This window comes from Janthinobacterium sp. KBS0711 (assembly GCF_000988085.1).
GTDB classification, from domain to species: Bacteria; Pseudomonadota; Gammaproteobacteria; order Burkholderiales; family Burkholderiaceae_D; genus Janthinobacterium; species Janthinobacterium lividum_E.
Window position 1 is genome coordinate 346,823 of record NZ_LBCO01000033.1, and the last position, 20,018, is coordinate 366,840.

The 20,018-nt window shown below is 63.9% G+C and carries 18 protein-coding genes; 11 read left to right on the forward strand and 7 right to left on the reverse strand.

Annotated features, from left to right (window positions below; genetic code table 11):
* The first annotated feature begins 90 nt into the window (after nucleotides 1-90).
* From VM94_RS20185 to VM94_RS20205, 5 genes are all read left to right on the forward strand, one after another.
* Nucleotides 91-2,235 carry a TonB-dependent siderophore receptor gene (locus VM94_RS20185; protein WP_046685059.1) on the forward strand — a complete coding sequence of 715 codons (2,145 nt, stop codon included), beginning with the start codon at nucleotides 91-93 and terminating at the stop codon, nucleotides 2,233-2,235.
* 56 nt (nucleotides 2,236-2,291) lie between these two features.
* Entirely contained in the window at nucleotides 2,292-2,687 is a 396-nt protein-coding gene (locus VM94_RS20190; protein ID WP_046685060.1) for a DUF2946 domain-containing protein, read from the forward strand.
* Between the two features lie 88 nt (nucleotides 2,688-2,775).
* On the forward strand, nucleotides 2,776-4,854 hold the full coding sequence (locus VM94_RS20195) for a TonB-dependent receptor (RefSeq protein WP_046685061.1): 2,079 nt from the start codon (nucleotides 2,776-2,778) through the stop codon (nucleotides 4,852-4,854).
* Between the two features lie 85 nt (nucleotides 4,855-4,939).
* Nucleotides 4,940-5,491, forward strand: a complete 552-nt coding sequence (locus VM94_RS28300; RefSeq protein WP_138829176.1) for a hypothetical protein — start codon at nucleotides 4,940-4,942, stop codon at nucleotides 5,489-5,491.
* Nucleotides 5,492-5,526: 35 nt separating this feature from the next.
* A complete protein-coding gene (locus VM94_RS20205) occupies nucleotides 5,527-5,748 on the forward strand; it encodes a hypothetical protein (RefSeq protein WP_046685063.1) in 222 nt (73 codons plus the stop codon).
* A 42-nt stretch (nucleotides 5,749-5,790) separates the two neighbouring features.
* Here VM94_RS20205 and VM94_RS20210 read toward each other — a convergent pair whose 3' ends face one another.
* Entirely contained in the window at nucleotides 5,791-5,979 is a 189-nt protein-coding gene (locus VM94_RS20210; protein ID WP_138829177.1) for a hypothetical protein, read from the reverse strand.
* Between the two features lie 300 nt (nucleotides 5,980-6,279).
* On the opposite strand from VM94_RS20210, the gene VM94_RS20215 reads away from it, so the two are divergent.
* Genes VM94_RS20215 through VM94_RS20225 form a run of 3 tightly spaced genes read left to right on the forward strand, consistent with a single transcriptional unit; the run spans nucleotide 6,280 to nucleotide 9,390 of the window.
* Nucleotides 6,280-7,611: a D-serine ammonia-lyase gene (locus VM94_RS20215; RefSeq protein ID WP_046685065.1), complete on the forward strand. Its 1,332-nt coding sequence runs from the start codon at nucleotides 6,280-6,282 to the stop codon at nucleotides 7,609-7,611.
* Entirely contained in the window at nucleotides 7,611-8,534 is a 924-nt protein-coding gene (dsdC, locus tag VM94_RS20220; RefSeq protein WP_046685066.1) for a DNA-binding transcriptional regulator DsdC, read from the forward strand. Before VM94_RS20215 ends, dsdC begins: the two co-directional genes overlap by 1 nt.
* Nucleotides 8,535-8,577: 43 nt before the next feature.
* Entirely contained in the window at nucleotides 8,578-9,390 is an 813-nt protein-coding gene (locus VM94_RS20225; RefSeq protein WP_046685067.1) for a ferritin-like domain-containing protein, read from the forward strand.
* A gap of 6 nt (nucleotides 9,391-9,396) precedes the next feature.
* Here VM94_RS20225 and VM94_RS29155 read toward each other — a convergent pair whose 3' ends face one another.
* Nucleotides 9,397-12,771 carry a hypothetical protein gene (locus VM94_RS29155; RefSeq protein ID WP_046685068.1) on the reverse strand — a complete coding sequence of 1,125 codons (3,375 nt, stop codon included), beginning with the start codon at nucleotides 12,769-12,771 and terminating at the stop codon, nucleotides 9,397-9,399.
* A 370-nt stretch (nucleotides 12,772-13,141) separates the two neighbouring features.
* Here VM94_RS29155 and VM94_RS20235 point away from each other — a divergent pair, with 370 nt between their 5' ends.
* Nucleotides 13,142-13,585 carry an RICIN domain-containing protein gene (locus VM94_RS20235; protein WP_058050424.1) on the forward strand — a complete coding sequence of 148 codons (444 nt, stop codon included), beginning with the start codon at nucleotides 13,142-13,144 and terminating at the stop codon, nucleotides 13,583-13,585.
* Between the two features lie 421 nt (nucleotides 13,586-14,006).
* Nucleotides 14,007-14,237, forward strand: a complete 231-nt coding sequence (locus VM94_RS20240; RefSeq protein WP_138829178.1) for a hypothetical protein — start codon at nucleotides 14,007-14,009, stop codon at nucleotides 14,235-14,237.
* Here the strand turns inward: VM94_RS20240 and VM94_RS20245 are convergent.
* Nucleotides 14,191-15,288, reverse strand: coding sequence for a DNA topoisomerase IB (locus tag VM94_RS20245; protein WP_046685071.1), 1,098 nt, complete (start codon nucleotides 15,286-15,288; stop codon nucleotides 14,191-14,193). The two genes, VM94_RS20240 and VM94_RS20245, sit on opposite strands and share 47 nt — an antisense overlap.
* A 92-nt stretch (nucleotides 15,289-15,380) precedes the next feature.
* Between VM94_RS20245 and VM94_RS20250 the strand changes: the two genes are divergently transcribed.
* A complete protein-coding gene (locus VM94_RS20250) occupies nucleotides 15,381-15,764 on the forward strand; it encodes a YkvA family protein (RefSeq protein ID WP_046685558.1) in 384 nt (127 codons plus the stop codon).
* On the opposite strand, the gene VM94_RS20255 is transcribed toward VM94_RS20250, so the two are convergent.
* The 4 genes from VM94_RS20255 to VM94_RS20270 all read right to left on the reverse strand — a co-directional run bounded on the left by VM94_RS20255 (nucleotide 15,761) and on the right by VM94_RS20270 (nucleotide 19,780).
* Nucleotides 15,761-15,940 carry a hypothetical protein gene (locus VM94_RS20255; RefSeq protein WP_046685559.1) on the reverse strand — a complete coding sequence of 60 codons (180 nt, stop codon included), beginning with the start codon at nucleotides 15,938-15,940 and terminating at the stop codon, nucleotides 15,761-15,763. The two genes, VM94_RS20250 and VM94_RS20255, sit on opposite strands and share 4 nt — an antisense overlap.
* A 91-nt stretch (nucleotides 15,941-16,031) precedes the next feature.
* Entirely contained in the window at nucleotides 16,032-17,210 is a 1,179-nt protein-coding gene (locus VM94_RS20260; RefSeq protein ID WP_046685072.1) for a serine hydrolase domain-containing protein, read from the reverse strand.
* Nucleotides 17,211-17,318: 108 nt separating this feature from the next.
* Nucleotides 17,319-18,614: a cation:proton antiporter gene (locus VM94_RS20265; RefSeq protein ID WP_046685073.1), complete on the reverse strand. Its 1,296-nt coding sequence runs from the start codon at nucleotides 18,612-18,614 to the stop codon at nucleotides 17,319-17,321.
* Between the two features lie 50 nt (nucleotides 18,615-18,664).
* Entirely contained in the window at nucleotides 18,665-19,780 is a 1,116-nt protein-coding gene (locus VM94_RS20270) for a mechanosensitive ion channel family protein (protein WP_046685074.1), read from the reverse strand.
* Between the last annotated feature and the right edge of the window lie 238 nt (nucleotides 19,781-20,018).

The following is a 20,018-nucleotide window of genomic DNA, read 5'->3' on the forward strand; positions in this document are numbered from 1 at the left end:
CTTACTTGATAATGATTCTCATTATCGGTATCATGTCCGCTAACCGTAAGTTCTCATTTGCACATATTTTCTCATTGAAAGCCCGATGTCATGCCTGTCGTTACACCCCGCACCCGTTTACTTCCAGTCGCCGCCGCCCTGTCGCTGGCCTTCGCTTCCCACGCCGCGCTGGCTGCCAATGCGGCCAGCGGCCAGGACGAGCCGGCGGCTGGCGATGAGAAAGTCATGCAAGCAGTGCAAGTGACGGGCGCCCGCGCGCAAGGCCTGGTGCCGCTGACCACGGAGGCGGGCAGCTTTAGGGGCGCCAGCATCATGGACGTGCCGTCCACCGTCAACGTGATCACGCGCGAATTGCTGGAGCAGCAAGCCGTCTCCGGCCTATACGACGCCGTGCGCAACACGGCCGGCGTGACGCGCCAGCAAAACGGGGGAGAGACGTGGGATCAATTGGTAATACGCGGCATCCCCGTGGAAAACCGCACGAATTACCGCCTCAATGGCTCCATGCCCATCATGAACTTCTCGCAAGTGCCCATGGAAAACAAGGAACGGGTGGAAGTGCTGAAAGGCGCTTCGGCCCTGTACTACGGTTTTACCTCGCCGGCCGGCGTCGTCAATTTCGTCACCAAGCGGGCCGGCAGCCAGCCTGTCACCAGCATGGGCTTGAGCATCGACGACCGCGGCAGTGCCGTGGCGAATGTCGACGTGGCCCGCCGCTTTGGCGCGCAGCAGGAATTCGGCGTGCGCGTCAATGCCGCCGGCGGCACCCTCGGTTCCTACCTGGACCATGTCGGCAATGGCAACCGCCGCTTCATTTCCACGGCGCTCGACTGGAGAGTGACGAACAAATTGCTGCTCAAGGCCGACCTGGAATACGAACGCCGCAGGGTGACGGAGCAGGCGGGCGTGGCCTTGCCTGCGGCCGTGAAAGGCGTGATCAGCTTGCCGCGCGCCGTCGATCCGCGCAAGCTGATCGGCCCCGACTGGTCGAACTTTGAAGCGCAAACGAAAAACGCGCAATTGCGCGCCGACTACGCCATCACGGATGGCTGGGCCTTGACGGTGGAGGCGGGCCACTCGGAAACGGCGCGCGACCGCCGCCTGGCGATCTTCCGCCTGAACAACGCGGCCGCGCTGGCCACGGGCGCAGGCCGCATCACGGGCAATATCCAGCACAGCGTGATGGCGTCGGACTTGCTGCGCGCGGAACTGGCCGGCAATTTCAACACGGGTTTCATCGCCCATGAACTGACCCTGGGCGCCTCGCGCACGGACAAGTCGCAAGACCCTATCTACCAGAGCAATTACACGATCGCCTCGCAAAACCTGTACAACCCCGTGCCCGTGACGAACGTCGTGTTCGGCCCCAAGCCGACGTCACCCACGACGGCCGGGCTCGACACGCGCGACACGGGCCTGTATGCGCTCGACCGCATGGTATTCGGCCCGCAATGGCAAAGCGTCATCGGCGTGCGCCGCAGCAGCTACCAGAGCGACCAGGGCGCCAGCCACTACGACGTCAGCAAGACGACGCCGATGGCCTCCTTGATCTACAAGGCCACGCCCGAGCTGTCGTTCTACGCCTCCACGGCGCGGGGGCTGGAAGAGGGCGAGACGGGCCCGACGGGTACCGTCAACCAGGGCGTCAAGATGGCGCCTGGCGTGAGCAAGCAGAAAGAATTGGGCGCGCGCTGGCTGACGCCGGGCGGCACTTTGGTTTCCGCCGCCTTGTTTGACATCACGCGCCCCGGCTACTACACGAATGCCAGCAATGTGTTTACGTCGGACGGCGAACAGCGCTACCGCGGCCTGGAACTGTCGACGCAAGGCAAGCTGACGCGCCAGTTGTCGTGGCAGACGTCGGCCCAGTTCCTCGATCCCAAGTTTGCGCACATCAACGCCGACTACAACGGCAAGGCGCCGGAAAACGCGTCGAAACGCACGGCCAGCGCCTTCCTCGCCTACGCGTTTGACGCCGTGCCGGGCCTGTCCGTCAACGGCGGCGTGTATTACTACAGCGCCCGTCCCGTCAATGATTTGAACCAGGCCTTCCTCGGCGGCGTGAGCCTGTTCAGCGCGGGCGCCCGCTATGCAAGCCGCGTGATGGACAAGGCCGTCGTGTGGCAGCTGAACGTGGAAAACGCGGCCGACAAGCGCTACTGGGCCGGCGCCGGCACGCGCCTGGCGTCCGGCGCGCCGCGCGCCATCAAGCTGAGCATGAAGGTGGATTTGTAAGAATGGGTTGACCTGCGCGCTGTCCACAGAGTGACCTGCGCTGATACAATGTTGCCATGTTCATCAGCAAAGGCAAGGCCAGCATCGTCCTGTGGATCGCGTGTATCGCCATCTTCCTGGCCACGCTCGCCCCTACGGTGTCGCGCGCGCTGACGGTCGCCAGCGGCCTGGCCGTGCCCAGCCTGGAAATTTGCTCGGTGGCGGGCGGCATGAACATGCTGCCCGCGACATTTTCCACGGACGCGCCCGATACCTCCAAGAGCGGGATGCGCATGGGCGATTGCCCGTGCTGCAGCATGCATGCGGCCACCCTGGATATTCCCCCAACGACCCTCGTACTTGCTTCCGGCGAGCTCATCACGGGCTTGCTGCCCCTGCTGTTCTACCAATCCGCCACGCCGCTGTTCGCCTGGACACCCGTCCAGCCCCGCGGGCCGCCTGCCGCTTTCTGATCTGTCCTTTTCCCGAACTGCCTTGCGCCGCGCGTGTCGTGCGCTTGCGCCTGTTCGTCTTGCCTATACAGAATCTGAAAGCAGCACCATGAAACATTTCCCCTTGTTGATTTCCCTCGCCATCGCCATGCCCGCCATGGCGCAAACGCGCACCGAAGAGGTCTTGCCCGAGATGAAAGTCATCGTCACGGCCATAGGCGACGGCTACCGTCCCGCCGCCGACACGGCGTTGATGCTGTCGAGCACGCCCGGCTACAGCGTGGCGGCCGGTGGCGGCGTGTCCGGCTTGCCGGTAGTGAATGGCTTTGCCGATGACCGCATCAAGATCCGCATCGACGGCATGGAACTGACGTCGGCCTGCGCCAATCACATGAATGCGCCGCTGTCGTATATCGATCCGCAGCAGGTGCAGCGCATCAAGTTGGTCGCGGGCGTCACACCCGTCAGCGCGGGCGGCGACAGCATCGGCGGCACCATCGAAGTGCAGTCGAACGCGCCCGTGTTTGCCCCGCCCGGCGCGGGCCTGCTCACGCAAGGCAGCTTTGCCGTGTCGGGACGCAGCGTCAACAACAGCGTGGCCACCAGCGTGAACGCGTCGGCCGCCAGCGACGTGCTCAGCATCGGCTACAGCGGCGCCTACACGCGCGGACACAGCTATGAAGATGGCTACGGCAACAAAGTGCTGGCCAGCATGGTTGAAAGCATTAACCAGTCCATCGTGCTGGCGGCCAAGCGCGATGGCCAGCAGCTGACCCTGCGCGCCGGCGTGCAGCATATCCCGTACCAGGGTTTCCCGAACCAGTACATGGACATGACGGATAACCACGGCCAGTTCGCCAACCTCGCTTACAAGGGGGCATTTGCCTGGGGCGTGTTTGAGGCACGTGCCTACTGGCAGCAGACGGACCATGAAATGGGTTTCTTTACCCCCGAGCGCACGGGCACGATGCCGATGATCACGCACGGGCGCAACACGGGTTATGCGCTGATGGCCAGCTTGCCAATGGCTGCGGGCGAGTTGCGCCTGGGCCAGGAGTGGCACGGTTTTCGCCTTGACGATTACTGGCCGGCCGTGCCCGGTTCCATGATGATGGGGCCGCGCACCTACCTGAACATCAACGACGGCAAGCGCGACCGCACCGTGCTGTTTGGCGAACTGGAAACGCGCCACGATGCGCGCTGGACGAGCGTGCTGGGCTTGCGCGGCGAATCCGTGCGCATGGAGTCGGGCGACGTGCAATCGTACGGCACCAATATGATGAACATGCCGGACGTGATGGCCGCCAGGGTCTTCAATGCGCGCAGCCGCAGCCAGCGCGACACGAATATCGATGCTTCGGCGCAAGCCACATTCACGCCAGACGCGGCCAGCAGCTATGAATTCGCGCTGGCGCGCAAGGTGCGCTCGCCCAACCTGTACGAGCGCTACTCGTGGGGCCGCGGCTCGATGGCCATGACCATGACCAACTGGTTTGGCGATGGCAACGGCTATGTGGGCAGTATTGATCTCAAACCCGAGACGGCTACCACGGCGGCCTTCACGGCCGACTGGCATGGCGGCGGCGAGGAGGGCTGGTTCGTGCGCCTCAATCCCTATTACAGCAAGGTCGACAATTACATCGACGTCGACGTGCTGGCGTCTTTCAACCCGTACATGAAAATGGGCGCGAAGGGCAACTTGCTGCGCTTTGCCAACCACGACGCCAAGCTGTACGGCGCCAATCTGGCGTGGCAGCTGCCTTTGGCGCGCAGCGCGCGCTGGGGCAGCTTCATGGCGACAGGCAACGCCGCATACACGCGGGGCAAGCGCAGCGATGGCGGCGACCTGTACCGCATGATGCCGTTCAACGCCTTGCTGGCCGTCGAGCACAAGCTGGGCGCCTGGAGCAACCGCATCGAAACGAAGATCGTGGCCCGCAAGGACAAGGTCGATGCGCGCCGCTTCGAACCGGAAACGGGCGGCTACGCGCTCGTCAACCTGCGCAGCAGCGTAGCGCTGGGCAAGATGGCCAGCCTGAGCGCAGGAGTGAGCAACCTGTTCAACCGCGCGTATGCGGACCCGCTGGGCGGCGTGTACCTGTCAGGTTTGAAGGCGAACGGCGGCGCGCTGCAAGCCTTGCCGGCCGAGGGCAGGTCGATTGATCTGGGGCTGCAACTGAAGTTCTAAAACGGAAATAACGCGCCTTCGTCCTGCTCGTCAAACGGTGGACGGGGCGTGTTATCGGGAATGAAAGTAATGGGTGGACTTTCCCATGAGTTTAATAATAGACTATCAACAACCGCCATCCGCAAAAAGAAAAATGAGAAAATCCACATGTCTTGCCGCCATGCTGTCTAGTCTTTGCTCCATCGGCTCGGCCCAAGACGTCCTGCTTGCCGGACACGTGCAGCGGGTCGTTCTGCAACCGTCAGGCACCGAGCATTGCCCTCCGCCTTGTCCTCCCGCGTTACCAGCCGTTGCCGGCAAGCCGCAGGCGGTCTGCATCTCGAACACCGGCGGCTGCCAGATGATGGAGGTCAAAGTGGACCACGTCTATCGTGGCGTGGTGCCGTCGCAGACACGCCAATTCTCGTCGCGTATCGGTGAATTTGGCCCCAGTTTCCCCGTGACGCAGAAACAAATCGTGGTCAACGAAGAAGACGGCAAGGTCTCCTGGTCGTTTGTGGATAATCGGAATGGGAAGATTTTCATCGATCCGAAACGCCTGCGCAGTGTCGCTGGCATTGCCTCCGCCACGCAAGGCGATGGCGAATGGGTGGCGCTGGACGAGGTGCTGGCGCGTAAGCACGGCCATGAACATTAATTGCAAGCGCCATCTCCGGAACAAGAAAGGCATGCATGATCGCATTTAAAGATTTTCGCTCGAGCACCCCGGGCAGCCCGCTCTCTGATGGCATGGACAGGTCGCTGGTCCTGGCCAATGAATGGCTGACAAAAAACGGCGTTCGCCCTGTCTCCATCGAAACCATCACGGAAACCAGGGGCTGGATGGCGCTAGCCAAGGTTGAGCGAGGGATACGGGTTTGGTATGAAGTGGCGTCTATTCCCTTGAAACCCTGACGTGTTCAACCAGGCTGCCTCAGATAATCCCGCATAGCCCCATCAATTCGCGCCGCCGCTCTTTTTCCGCCGCGACCCCGTCAGCACGCGCAGCGCGGTGGCGATCGGCACCTTGTTCTTGGCGAGGTAGGCGGCGGCCGTGGCCGTATCGAGCATTTCCTGAAAAATAATGCCGACTTCGACCTTTTGGGCCGTCAAATCGTCCTGCCTTGCGCAGTCGAGAATATCCATATTCGTAGCAGTGACCTTGTCATTCTTGGAGCGCATTTTTGCCTCGGTAGAAAAGAGAAAAAATGTCTCCTTTTATTTGCCTTTAAGATAACTTATTTTTGTGACTTTGTGGAAATTTTTCTTTAATCGATAGTGCATTGAGGAATTAAATTTATCTATCGTCCAAGTTCAGGGCCCAGACATGCACGGACGATGAATACGGCATAGATGATCTCCCGTCACCCATTGCCTGATCAACCATCCTTTGCCAGCGGCGCCCGGATGCGGTCTAATCATGGCTTGTTCTTTCACGAGGTTGCCATGCTGCCCACTTCCGCCATCGCCGCGCTGCGCGAAAAATTTCCCCTGATTACAGAGTTGATGGCCTTGCAGCCCTTGAGCTGGTTCAATCCCGGCATCGCGCCGGCGGCCGAGGGGCTGAACGACGTCGGCTTGACGGCGGATGACGTGGCGCAGGCCAGCGCGCGCCTGGCGCGCTTTGCGCCGTATCTGGCCAAGGCGTTCCCGGAAACGCAGGCCAGCGGCGGCATCATCGAGTCGCCCGTCGTGCCGCTGCCGGCCATGCAGGCGGCGCTGGGTTTGGCATCAAGCATGACGAGCGGTCAGCTGTGGCTCAAGCAGGATAGCCATCTGCCCATCTCCGGCTCGATCAAGGCGCGCGGCGGCATCTATGAAGTGCTGAAACACGCGGAAACGCTGGCGCTGGATGCCGGCTTGTTGAGAGAGGGCGATGATTACAGCCTGCTGGCCAGCGACGCCGTACGGGCCTTCTTTGGCCAGTACGCGATTGCCGTCGGCTCCACGGGCAACCTCGGCTTGTCGATCGGCATCATGAGCGCGCGCCTGGGCTTTCGTGCCACCGTGCACATGTCGGCCGACGCACGGCAATGGAAGAAGGATAAATTGCGCGGCCACGGCGTCACCGTCGTCGAGTACGCGACCGACTACAGCGTGGCCGTGGAAGCGGGGCGCAAACAGGCGGAGAACGACCCCACCTGCCATTTCGTCGACGATGAAAACTCGCACGATCTGTTTCTCGGCTACGCGGTGGCGGGCCAGCGCCTGAAAGCCCAGTTCGCCGCAAAGAACGTCACGGTCGATGCGCAGCACCCCTTGTTCGTGTACTTGCCGTGCGGCGTGGGTGGCGGCCCCGGCGGCGTGGCCTTTGGCTTGAAGCTGGCCTTTGGCGATGATGTCCACTGCATCTTCGTCGAGCCGACGCACTCGCCATGCATGCTGCTGGGCGTGTACACGGGCTTGCATGATGGCATCAGCGTGCAGGAGATCGGCATCGACAACCTCACGGCCGCCGATGGCCTGGCCGTGGGGCGCCCGTCCGGCTTCGTGGGACGCGCCATGCAAAGGCTGATCGACGGCTACGCCACCGTCAGCGATGAAGACCTGTACCGCTTGCTGGCGACGCTGGAGCAGACGGAGCAGCTACGTCTGGAACCGTCGGCCGTGGCCGGTTTCGCGGGCATTCCTGCCGTGCTGGCCGCGCCGCAGTATCAGCCGCACCTGGAAACGGCCACGCACCTGGTGTGGGGCACGGGCGGCAGCATGGTTCCCGAGGCGGAAATGTCCGCCTACGTGGCGCGCGGCCGCGCGCTGCTGGCGGCCGGCGCCGCCTGATGCCGCCCGGCGCACCGCGCATGGCGGCGCTGACGGCCAGCCAGTTCGCCAACCTGCACACGTTTCTCGTGGCGGCACGTCACGCGAGTTTTGCATTGGCGGCGCAGGAACTGGCGCTTACGCCCAGCGCCGTCAGCCACCGCATCGCGCGGCTGGAAGCGGGCCTGGGCTTGCTGTTGTTCGAGCGCCTGACGCGGCAGGTCAAACTGACGCAGGATGGCGAACGCATCTTTGCCGCGCTGCAAATTGGCTGGGATGGCTTGCATGCGGCGCTGGCCGGCGGCGATGCGCTGACGGGCAGCATCACCGTGCATGCGCGCCCGTCCATCGCCCAATGCTGGCTGGTGCCGCGCCTGGCAGGCTTTACGGCGCAGTATCCGGACGTGTCGATTGATTTGCGCGTGGGGAACGACGCTGTCGACTTTCGCGCCGGCCAGGTCGACCTGGCCTTGCATTACGGCGACGGCAGCTTTCCCGGCCTCGCATCGCGCAAGCTGATGGGCGAATGGCTGGCGCCCGTGTGCAGCCCGGACTATGCGCGCGAGCATGGCTTGCAGGGTGCGCCGCATCAGCTTCAAGGGGCGACGGTGCTGCACGACACCCTGGCCTGGCCCGCCTGCGCGCCCGATGCCGAGTGGCGGCTGTGGCTGAACGGGCAGGCGCCAGAGGTGAGTTTGCCCGCGCGCAGCCTGCGCTTCGACCGCGCCGACCTGTGCGCGCAGGCGGCCATCCACCACGCGGGCGTGGCCATGGGCCGGCGCCAGCTGGTGCAGCCGTGGTTGGACAGCGGCCAGCTGATCCTGCCTTTTTGCGGCTTTGCCTTGGCCAGCCCGCAGGCGTACTACCTCGTGCACAGCGGGCGTGCCGCGCTGCCGGCAAGAGTGCAGGCCTTGTCCGACTGGCTGCTGGGGCAGGCAATTTGATACACTGCGCCCCTCATTGAAAAACGTGCCAGAAAGCAGTCCCATGCATCTACCTCCACTGATCTCCACGCCGCCACAGGAATTGCGCACGACGGCGCTGGCCTGCCTGCTCGAACCGGACCCGGCAACCAAGGTGGCGATGGTGGCCGCCATGGCCGAAGCGCAGCTATCTCTCGATGCGCATGCGCCTTTGGCGCCGACCGGCCCCGTGCCGGGCCGTCCCGAACGCCCGGAACTGGTGCCGCCGCGCCTCGTGGGGCGGCGCTCGATGATCACGCCGGAAGGGCGCGCCATGCTGGTCCACGCGCTCGCGCATATCGAATTCAATGCGATGAATCTGGCGCTCGACGCGCTGTGGCGCTTCCCGGACTTGCCCTTTGATTACTACTCGGACTGGCTGCGCGTGGCGAAAGAGGAAGCCACGCACTTTGCCATGCTGCAAGCGCACCTGCAGGTGCTGGGCCACACGTATGGCGACTTCCCCGGTCACGACAGCCTGTGGGAAATGGTCGACAAGACGCGCGGCGACGTGCTGGCGCGCATGGCGCTGGTGCCGCGCACCCTGGAAGCGCGGGGGCTGGACGCGATTCCGCCGCTGCGCGCCAAGCTGGCGCAGGCGGGCGACATGGAGGCCGCCGCCATCCTCGACATCATCTTGCGCGATGAAGTGGGGCACGTGGAAATCGGCAACCGCTGGTATGGCTACCTGTGCGATGAAAGGGGCCTGGAATTGCGCGCCACCTATGCCGAGCTGGCGCTGCGCTACGAAGCGCCCACCCTGCGCGGCCCGTTCAACCTAGAAGCGCGGCGCCGGGCGGGCTTTTCGGAACTGGAACTATCCGATCTGCCCGCCTGAATCCAGCTAGGGGTGGGCCGTGATGCTGATGTGCCAGTGGCTCAGGTGTCCCGCCTCGATGTGCACTTTTGCCGGCTTGGTCCAGGCGCCTGCACCGGGGATCTTGTCGGTAGTGGCGGCGGAAAAACGTCCGTCGACGAGGGCCAGCTTGATGAAGCTGGGGCCGATGTAGATGACGCGCGTGCTGGCCGGCGCCGCTTCCTGGGCCAGCATGGCCCGGTTCGCCGCGATCCACGCCTGCAGGGACGCCAGTTTCGGCTTTTGTGCGGGATTGGCCACCACTTCCGCCTTCGCATCATTGATCAGCTTGTGAATGGCGGCGCCATCGTTCTGGCCGCCCAGCGCGTCCGTGTAGCCGCCCGCGCCGTCAGCGTAGCGCAAGTCGATCTGCTGGCCGTCGCTGTGGCCGCTGTGGCCGAGGATGGAGCGGCCCGTCGCCGTCTGCGTCACATGCTGGCCGCTGATGTCGTCGAAACGGTAAGCCTTGCCCGCCAGCCAGGCGATGGCCAGGCGCGTGGCCCACGAATCGCCGCCAGCGTCACGCGTGCCGTAGCGCCGCGCCGCCAGCGCCGCCTCGTCGTTGGCCAGGTACAGGGGGATGTAGGCCGTGTCGCCCTTGAATTCCACTTGCCCCCCTTCGGCCGGGTCGGAGCTGGCATCGACATTGTCGATGCGGCCCTTCAGGCGCACCGTGATGACTGCCTTCTTGTCGAGCTTGGCGCCGGCAAAGGCGGGCAGCACCAGGCTGGAAAATTTCACGCTGCCGGCAGTCTTGGTATTCGTCTGGGACAATAAATTCTCCGTGCTGAAGGCGGGATCGCCGCCGCCCGACGAGATGCCGATATTGACTTCCGTAATCGTCGCCGCCGCTGGCGTGTAGTGCAATTCCAGCGGCACGGTGTGCGTGGCCGTGGCCGCTCCCTGCGACACGGATACATACGGCCCCGCCAAATTGCCCGTCAGCTTGATCGGCTGCAGCACGGGATGGGCGGCCTGGTTCGGCGAGCTGAACTTCGCCTGCGTCACCTTCAAGCCCTTGCAGGCGAGACTCAGTTCCACCGTCGTCACGGTGGCCAGGGCGCTGTCGCCGATATTCGTGGCGCTGACGTTGCCGCCCAGGCTCAACGCCCCATCCTTGGTTTGCTTGCTGACGTCGATGCACTCCGTCCTGACGATGGTGCCTTGCGTGAAGTGCGTCTGGTTGACGGCGCCCGTGGCGGCCAGGTTGACCCCGGGCAGCCCGGTCACGGCGTACGACCAGGTATCGTTGTACTGGCTTTGCGCCGTCGTGTAGGTGGGATATTCGGCCGTGCTGACGGTGATTTTCACGCCCACGTTTTTCGTGCCCTTGGGTACCGTGAAGGCGATGGGCGAGGTGATGGTCTGATTTTGCGCGGCCGCCGTGGCCGTGAAGGTCTTGCTGCCCTCGTCATCCTGCTGCGTGACGTCGCCCGCGGCACGGGGGCTGGCGGGCACCGCGCGCGCGGGCGGCCCGGCGCCATCCTGCGTGACGCTGCCGGCCGCATAGGTCTGGGCTCCGGCGCGCAGGGCCAGGCTCGTTGCGTACGGATAGACGATGTCGACGTTGACGTTGCTGCTGCTGTTGAAGACGACGGCGCTGACGCTGACCACGTTCGGGTGGACGAGGTCGTTCAAGGTCAGCTGGTAGGTATCGGGCAGCACGCCATCGAAGTGGAAGGCGCCCGTGGCGTCGACCACGGCCACCTGGCGCTGGTGATTGTTGTAGCCGGCCAGTAACATCTTCTTGCCGGCCAGTCCCGTGGCGTTACCGCCCGCTGGCGTGCGCAGCTGTCCTTGCAGCACGATGCCGGACTTGATGACGATCAAGGCATAGCTGGCCGTGAACTCGCCATCCTGCGAGACGAAATTGAGGTTCAGGTCATAGCTGCCGTTGGGCAAGGATGCCAGCAGTTGCTGCATGGCCGTGGCGCCGATGCTGAAGATGCCGCTGGCCGCATCGAACGTCCAGTAGGTCTTGAGGCTGACAGCCACGCCACCCGGGGTGGACAGCAGGCCGTCGCTGTCGTCCTGCAGGGCCATGGGCGCCGCGCCCACGAGGCGGAAGCCCAGGGCGCCTGGCTGCAGGCGGTTGTTCGGTCCCAGTCCCGTGATGGCCAGCACGGGCGCCGTGGTCGGCACGCTGCCGTCGTCGTTCGGCTCCACATAGGTTTCCACGGCGGTGGGCAGTTGCGTCTGGATCAGCAGGTCCAGGATGGTGATCTTGCCGCCCTTGCTGAGGGAAAATTGCGCGTGCTGGTCCACGCCCGTGTCGCCGGGCGTGGAAAAGCGCAGGCTGCCGTCCTGCAGCAGCACGTCCGTGACGGCGCCGCTGGCCTTGACGCTGTCTGCGCCGTCGGGAAAGCCCAGCTCGGCCAGCGGCAGCACGACCACTTGCGCGGGCCGCACGGGGTCGAGGGCGATGCCGTCGCTGGTGCTGAAGGTCCACGTCAGCCCGGCGCTCTGGAAGGCGATGCTGCGCTCGATGCGCAGGGTGATGGTGTCGGCGGGCGTGACGGTGGCCCCCGCGCCGATGCTGCCGGCCAGCACGTCGCCATCGATGATGGTGCTGCCTGCAGGCGTACTGGCCAGCACGGCTTGCACATTGCCGGCCGCTTCGCTGCCATTGTTGCGGATGTGCACGCGGTAAGTGTAATCCCAGGCCGTGCGGTTGATGCGCTGCTCGGCCACTTTTTCCAGCAAGGTCACTTCCAGGTCGCCGGCGGCCTGAGGGGCGGTCGCGGCGGCGGCCAGCATGACCTTCGGCGCGGGCGGCTGCATGGAATCGTCCGGGCCGCCGCAGGCGCACAGGCTCAGTGCCAGCCCCGTGGCCAGCGCGGCGCCCGCCAACTGCCGGCGCCGCAGGCAGGCCATGGCCAGCACGCCCGCCAGCAGCAGCCATGGGGTGGAGGGCAGGGCGATGGCGGCCGCTTGCGTGATGCCCGTCTCGAGCGCGATGAAGGAGACGGGGTCGAGGATGGAAAACGGCTGGGCGCCGGGGCTGCCCGCGCCCAGGTAGTCGAAGGTGACGGAAAAGCCCGTGGCCATGGCGCCGGGGACGATGCCGCCTGCCAGCGCCAGCGCGTCGAGGTAGCCGCTGGCGGGAATGGCGGGATCGGGCTGCACCAGCAGCAGGTCCCAGCCGGGTAGCGTGGAGGCGCTGTGCAGGTTGGCGTACTGGCCCACGCTGAAGAACAAGGTGAATTCCTCGATGGGCACGGCCAGGGTGGTATTGCTGACCGTATAGTCGTAGCGCCATTGCGTGCCGCCCAGCGATGTGGCCGTGTAGCCGATGCTGGCGCCGTGTGCGGCAGACATTGCGCACAGCAGCAGCGCCAGCAGCGCCTGTTTGATAAAGCTCATGATCGTTCCCCCCGTAGACTGGCGCCAAGCGTGCCCAGGCAGGAGGTCAAGCAGGAAGCGTTCCTGAAAATTTATCGTTTTTAAAACAAGGACTTGGCTACGGCGCTCCCTTTGTTGCCGGCGCACTGTCAAATATGCTGACAGTCCTGTCCCGGTTCTGGTCCAGGCCGTCCGCGTGGCTGGCGTTTGTTTTTTCAATTAAGGAATTTAATTAGCGTTAGCCCGTTAATATATATTTTTCAAAGTGACAAAGCGTGACAATAAATCAAAAAATTGGGTCCATACTGACTTTGCTGTAAAACAGCTCCGTTAATATATTATGCTGCCAGCCCGATAATATTAACGTCGATAACCCCATTGGAGATATAGCATGACTGCATATGTAATCCAAAGCTTGCAAAATACAAATCTGTGCATCGGCGTCACCAGCGCCGCGGCAGGTTCCCTCGTTACCCTGCAAGTTCTTTCTGGCGTCGGCGGCACGACTTCGCAATGGAATATGGACCCGAATACCGGCTATATCACGCTGGCGGCCAACCCCAGCCTGTGCCTCGATGTACAAGGCTACGATGGCCAGCAAGGCCAGGTGATCGTCAGCACGATGACCCTGGGCCGCACCAGCCAGTTGTGGAATTGGGTGGGCCGTGCGCCGAACATCTCGAACGTGCAATACCCGCAAATGGTGCTGGACAACGCCAACAACAACGCCAGCCCTGGCAATGCCATCCTCGTGTGGCCATATAACGGCGGCCAGAACCAGAAGTGGAGCTGCCTTGCCGTGCCGGCCCTGAAGGCCATGCTGGAAGCGGCGTAAAGTTGTTTGCATGTAAACATGCCGGAAAATTAATGGCCGCGCCTGTTTGAAAGGTGCGGCTTTTATTCCGTTTCTTTTATCCGGGGGCGCGCGATTACCTTGCGCCATTTTATGCGAACTGCCGGACGATATTTATTTTCAAGGAAATTAAAATAAATAAGATCTTGTTTTATTTCAATCAATTATATTTCCTGTCGATATTTTCATATTGGCTCGAATATCCGCGCCCGTCACTTGTTGATAATCCCGGCATGCCTGCTTTATTCACCTTGCCATTTCAAATGCGCGCCAGCTGATGCATGGCTGAGTCTGTCAGCGCTGTCCTACCCGCCTTGTCGAAACTGTCTGATTGTATGCTTTGCGGAAACACGCGATGATCGTGTCCATGCTGCAACAGCCAACCAGTCCGACGGAGTATGCGATGCAAAAGCCAGACCAGTCCATCCACGTGAACAAGCCCTTCGTGCTGATCTGCCTGTTCACTTTCTCGACCCTGGCGGCCACCTTGATGACGACGGGCGAGGCGCCGGCAAGCGATGCCGCGCCGGCGCCAGTGGCGCGCGAAGCAGGCCACGGCGCCTTGCCCGTTTGCAGCAGCGACGCCCTTACGCTGTCGGCCCAGTGCCAGCCCCAGCCTGCGCGCCAGGCTTGACCGCGCCCTGCAGGCGCTGCTGCAGCAAGGCCAGCACGGCCGCTTCCTCCGGCGCCAGCGCCTGTAAATCGTCCTGCATCTGCTGCCGCGCCCGTGCGCGCATGCCTTCCAATAAGCTGCCATCCAGATACGATTCCAGCACGGCCGGGTGCACATAGCATTTGCGGCAGATCGTCGGCGTATTGCCCAGCTTTTTAGCCACGGACTCGATCGCCTGCACGATGTTTTTCTTCGCTTGCGCATCGGAATCGACCTGTTCGAACGCCTGCAGGGCCAGCGCGGCCAGCAGCGTGCCGGACCAGGTACGGAAATCCTTGGCCGTGTAGTCTTCGCCCGTCACCTCGCGCAGGTAATCGTTGACGTCGCCCGAGCCGATGCCGTGGCGCGCGCCGTCCTCATCGACATATTGAAACAGTTCCTGCCCCGGCAGTTCGCGCATGCGCTGCAGCACCTTGGCCAGGCCCCGGTCGCTCAGGCGGATATCGTGGCGCACGCCGCTCTTGCCCTTGAAGTGGAAAGCCACGGCGCTGCCGTCGACCTGCACGTGGCGCGTGCGCAGGGTGGTCAGGCCGAACGATTTGTTGGTGCGCGCATATTCCTCGTTGCCGATGCGCATCATCGTCAGTTCCAGCAAGTACACGATGGTGGCCAGCACTTTTTCACGGGGCAAGCCCGGCAGCTGCATGCCGCGCGCGACGGCGGCGCGGATGGCGGGCAGGGCGCGGCCAAAGCTGAGCATGCGTTCATATTTCACTTCGTCGCGTACCTGGCGCCAGCGCGCATGGTAGCGGTATTGCTTGCGGCCCCGCGCGTCGCGTCCCGTCGCCTGCAAATGGCCATTCGCGTGCGGGCAGATCCACACGTCCGTCCAGGCCGGTGGGATGGCCAATGCCTTGATGCGCGCCAGGGTGGCGGCATCGCGCAGGACTTTGCCATCCGCGTCGCGGTAGCGGAACTTGCCGGGCTTGCCCGATCGGGCGATGCCGCTTTGATGGTCGCCCGTGTAGCGCAGGCCGGCGGCGCGGGCCGTGGTGGTGGCGGATATTTCCATGGATATAGCGTACCTTGTACGCCGCGCACCTGCCGCGCCGTTATGCTAAGGTGCGCATTCGTAACGCCGTGCGCGGCAGACAGGAGCAGCAGATGTTTGGCAGAAAAAAGAATCTGGAAGAAGACCACGCCCCCCAGGCCGACAAGCAGTATGAAAAGAAATACACGGATGACAGCTTCTGGGACAAGGTCGTCAAGTTCGCCAAGACGGCGGGACGCGAAGTCATCGAGAAAGCCCTGTGGCTGTACTACGCGGCGCAGCAGCCGAATACGCCGCTGTGGGCCAAGACGGCCATCTATGGCGCGCTCGGCTATTTCATTTCGCCCATCGATGCGATTCCTGACATCACGCCCGTGGTCGGCTATGCGGATGACCTGGCCGTGCTGGCGGCGGCCGTCGCCACGGTCGCCACCTACATCACGGCCGAGGTCAAGGAACGGGCCGCCGAGAAACTGCGCGGCTGGTTCGGCGCCTAGCTTGCTGGCGCGGGCTGGCCCGGCTGGCCCGGTTGTCCCTTGACGGCGTTGCGGTACCTGGCCCTGGCCTCGGCCTTCTTGACCGCCTCGTTGGCGATGTTCTGTGCCTTGATGCGGGCTTTTTCACTCTTGCTGCGCTGCTGCGCCACGTCCTTGTTGCCGATGCGGTTCGTCATGCCGGTCTCCTCGTTGAGTGTCAAATCTGACCAGCACAGCATACGTTCTTGCCTGGGCGCCACCGTGCGCCCGCTCACACAAGCGGCATGCCTAGCGTGCTTGCGCGCCGCCGCCATGCGCCAGCAGGCGCAGCACGACTTCCTTCTGGAATGAACGAAACTCCTTGTCGGCGCTGACGTTGGCAAAGGCCAGCACGGCCGTCTTGCTGGCGCGGTCGACGCAGACGACGGACGCAGCGCCCGGGTCGCCGCCGCTGTGCGTGGCCAGCGCCTTGCCGTCGACGTCGCGCAGCAGCCACACCAAAGCCTGGCGTAAGGACGAGTCCGCAGGCACGACGGGGGCCGCTTGCGGGGCGAAAAACGATTGCAGGGTGGAATCTTGCAGGTAGCGGTGACCATCGACCCGGCCGCCATTGCTGAAGATGGCCAGGAAGCGGGCAAAATCATGCGCCGAGCTGCGCAGCAGGCCGGCCGGCCAGTCCGGATAGCCGACGGGCGGCAGCACTTGCAGGCCCGGTTCCTTGTGCGCGTAAGGCTGGGCGACGACGGCGCGCCGCGGCAAGCCGGCCAGTTTCCACGCCGTGTTGTCCATGCCCAGCGGTTCGAACAGCTGCTCCTGCGTAAAGGCGTCGAGGCCATCGGGGTTCAAGCGGGCCACCAGATAGCCGAGCAGGGCGATGCCGACATTGCTGTAGCGCCATTCCGTGCCGGGCCGGGCGGCAAACGACACGTCCGCGTCATACCAGGCGCCGCCGCGCGACAGATAGCCTTTGACGAAGTCGCGCAGGGGCAATCGCGGGTCGCCTTGCACGGCAAACGTCGTCGTCTTTTCGTACACGGCGTCGGAAATGCCGGAGGTGTGGCTGAGCAAGTGGCGAAAGGTGATGGGCACGTCGGGAAACTTCGGATGCATGAACGGGAAGTCCAGGTAGGCCGCCACCTTGTCGTCGAGCTGGAAGGCGCCTTGTTCCAGTAGCAGCATGACGGCCGTGGCCGTGACGAGCTTGCTGACGGAGGCGACATGGAACACCGTGTTGGCATCGGCCTTCTTGCCGGCCTGGATGTCGGCCCAGCCATAGCCGCGCGCAAAAATCGTTTGCTCGCCGCGCACCATGGCCACGCTCATGCCCGGTGTTTCCGTGCGGGCCAGGCCATCGCGCATGAAGCCGTCAAATGCCGTTTCCCACGCCAGCCGGGCCGGATCGGTGGCGCAGCCCGTTTGCAGCAGGGCCATCGAGACGCCCAGTCCCAGCACGCTTCTTCGTTTCATTGATTCTCTCTTTTGCCATTTTTAATTATCTTAACAATATTTCTGCCCGGCATAGGGGCGATTGACAAAACATTGCTTTGAAGCAGAGACAAATGTGTGCCACCGGTGCTATTTGCGCCAGTAGCGTTCCAGCAGCGGTTTGACCGTCAGGCCGTGCGCGACGATGGAGAGGATGACGACGACGAGCGTGATGTCGGCCAGTTCGCGCGCCAAGCCGCGCGGCAAGCCATGCGCGGTGGCATAGCTGAGGTAATACAGCGAGCCGATGCCGCGCACGCCGAACCACGCGGCCAGTCCGCGCAGGCGCACGCTGGTGCCCGATGCCAGCAACCCGAGCATCACGCTGGCAGGGCGCGCCACCAGCAGCAGGAACAGCGCCACGCTCCACGCCTGCCAGCTCCAGGCGGCGGCCGTGACGGCACCGCCCAGCAGCAGCACCAGGGTCAGTTCGGACAGGCGTTCCAGGTGTTCCTTGAAGACGAGGGCTTCGCCGCTGACGGTCAGCGTCACGTCGCTGTCGTGCGGCTTGGCGGCGGACACGGCATGGGTTTCCTCGGCCTGCAGCAAGCCTTGCCGGTCTTTCGGCGCGCCGGCCAGCCGCAGTTCCGTCTGGCGCAAGGCCACGCCGGCAAAGAACACGGCCAAAAAGCCCCACGCGTGCAGCCACGTGGCCATGCCATACACGAGGGCGATCAAGCCCAGGGCCGCCAGGTCGTCCAGCATCGCGTGTTTCGGCTCCTTCGCGCGCACCTGCCAGCCCAGCCAGGCCAGCAGCGCGCCGCCGGCCGCACCCAGGCCGATGGCGCCCGCGCTGGCCCAGACCAGGTCGCGCCACAGCCAGGTGGCGCCATGCGGTCCCAGCTCGTGCAGGCCCAGCAAGCCCAGGCCCAGCATGACGAAGGGAAAGCCGCTGCCATCGTTCATGCCCGCCTCGCTGGTCAGGGTGAAGCGCAATTGCTCGCTGTCGCCCGCATGGCGCAGCTGCACGTCGGTGGCCAGCACGGGGTCGGTGGGGGCGAGGATGGCGCCCAGCAGCACGCCTGCGCCCAATGGCAAGCCCAGCACCAGGCAGGCAAAGGCCGCCACCAGGACCACGGAGATGGCCATCGACAGCCACGCCAGGCGCAGCGGCGGCAGCCAGCGGGCCAGGCTGAAAGGCACGGGCATCTTGACGCCGGCGGAAAACAGGGAGATGAGGACGGCGATTTCCGTCAGGGTTTCCAGCAGGGGCGCTTGCTGCACCAGGTCGAACGAAAACAGGCCGAGGAACATGGGGCCCAGCAGCAGACCCACACCCAGGTAAGCCATGGCCGAGGTCAATGGCAGGCGCGCGATGCCGTCGGCGCCCAGGCCGCGCGCCAGCATCAGGCAACCGATCAGGATGAACCAGGCGGTGGTGCTCATGCGAACCATTGTAGCGGCGCGCGGGCAAGGGCAGCGCGCCGCAGGTTTCTTTACACTTTGTACAGCGACACGCTGTCGTTCTGCGCCTGCATGCCATGCAGTTCGATGGGGTCGTGCGTGGAGCGCAAGCGGGGCAGGGCGTGCGGATAATGGGTGGTGATAAAGGCCAGCATCTGCTCGCGCACGATGCAGCGCAATTCGAACGCCGTGCCTGAATCTACCGCGCTGATGAGGAAGCGTACGCGCACGGCCCGCTCGTTGGAATCCGTCGCCTGCACGGTGCAGACGCGGCCATCCCATTGCTTGGCGGACTCGCAGATGCGCGTCAGTTCCGCGCGCAGCGGCTCGATCGGGATGCTGAAATCGAGCCACAGGAACACCGTGCCCAGGATCTCGGAGGAGGTATGCGTCCAGTTCTCGAACGGATTTTCAATGAACCACTGCAGCGGCACGATCAAACGGCGCTCGTCCCACACGCGCACGACCACATACGTGCCCTTGATTTCCTCGACCGTGCCCCATTCTCCGTTGACGATCAGCACGTCGTCGATGCGGATCGGCTGGGAGAACGCGATTTGCAGGCCTGCGATGAAGTTGCCGAGCACGGGGCGGGCGGCGATACCGGCCACCAGGCCCGCCACGCCGGCCGAGGCCAGCAGGCTGGCGCCGATCTGCCGCGCGCCGGGCAAGGTCAGCAGCACGAAGGACAGGCCCAGGAGGACCACGATGGCGTGCGCGCTGCGCGTGAGCACGCGGGCCTGGGTGATCCGGCGCCGCGCGCGCAGGTTGTCCGCCGCATCGACGGGATTGATCTGGGAAATCGTGATGCTGAGCGACTCGATGCATTGCATGGTCAGCCAGGTCAGCGCGATGATCAGCGCCACGCTGGCCAGGTGCGACATGGCGACCAGGCCCGGCGTATCGTCGGGCGCGCTGGCCAGCACCATGCGCAAGCCGAAGACAATCAGGCACAGCTGGCTGGCGCGGAAGGCCACGCGCGCGACGTTGCTGGCAAGCGGGTGGCCATTGGCCAGCCTTCTCAGCAGGCCGATGCCGGCCCGGTGCACGCCGATGGCGACCAGGGTGACGAGCAGGGCGGAAACGAGCACGGTCAGCGCCGAGCGCAGCGGGCCTCCCATCAGCGAGTGGAACGTGCTGAGATCCATAGGCTAAAACTCCTTGTGTATTGGTGAAATGGATGTCGGAAGCGGGTATTTTACGGGCAGATGGCGTTACGGGGAGGTGCGTTGCCGAACGGATAAGACCTGCGTCAACGTGGATACTGGAACCAATTGCTGCGCTGCGCCATGTCACCTTGACGTTTCAATACGGAAAGCAAACGGGCGTCGCCGCATTGGAAACATAGTCATACTTGCCATGCTTTTTGTTTTTGCAAAGGAAAAC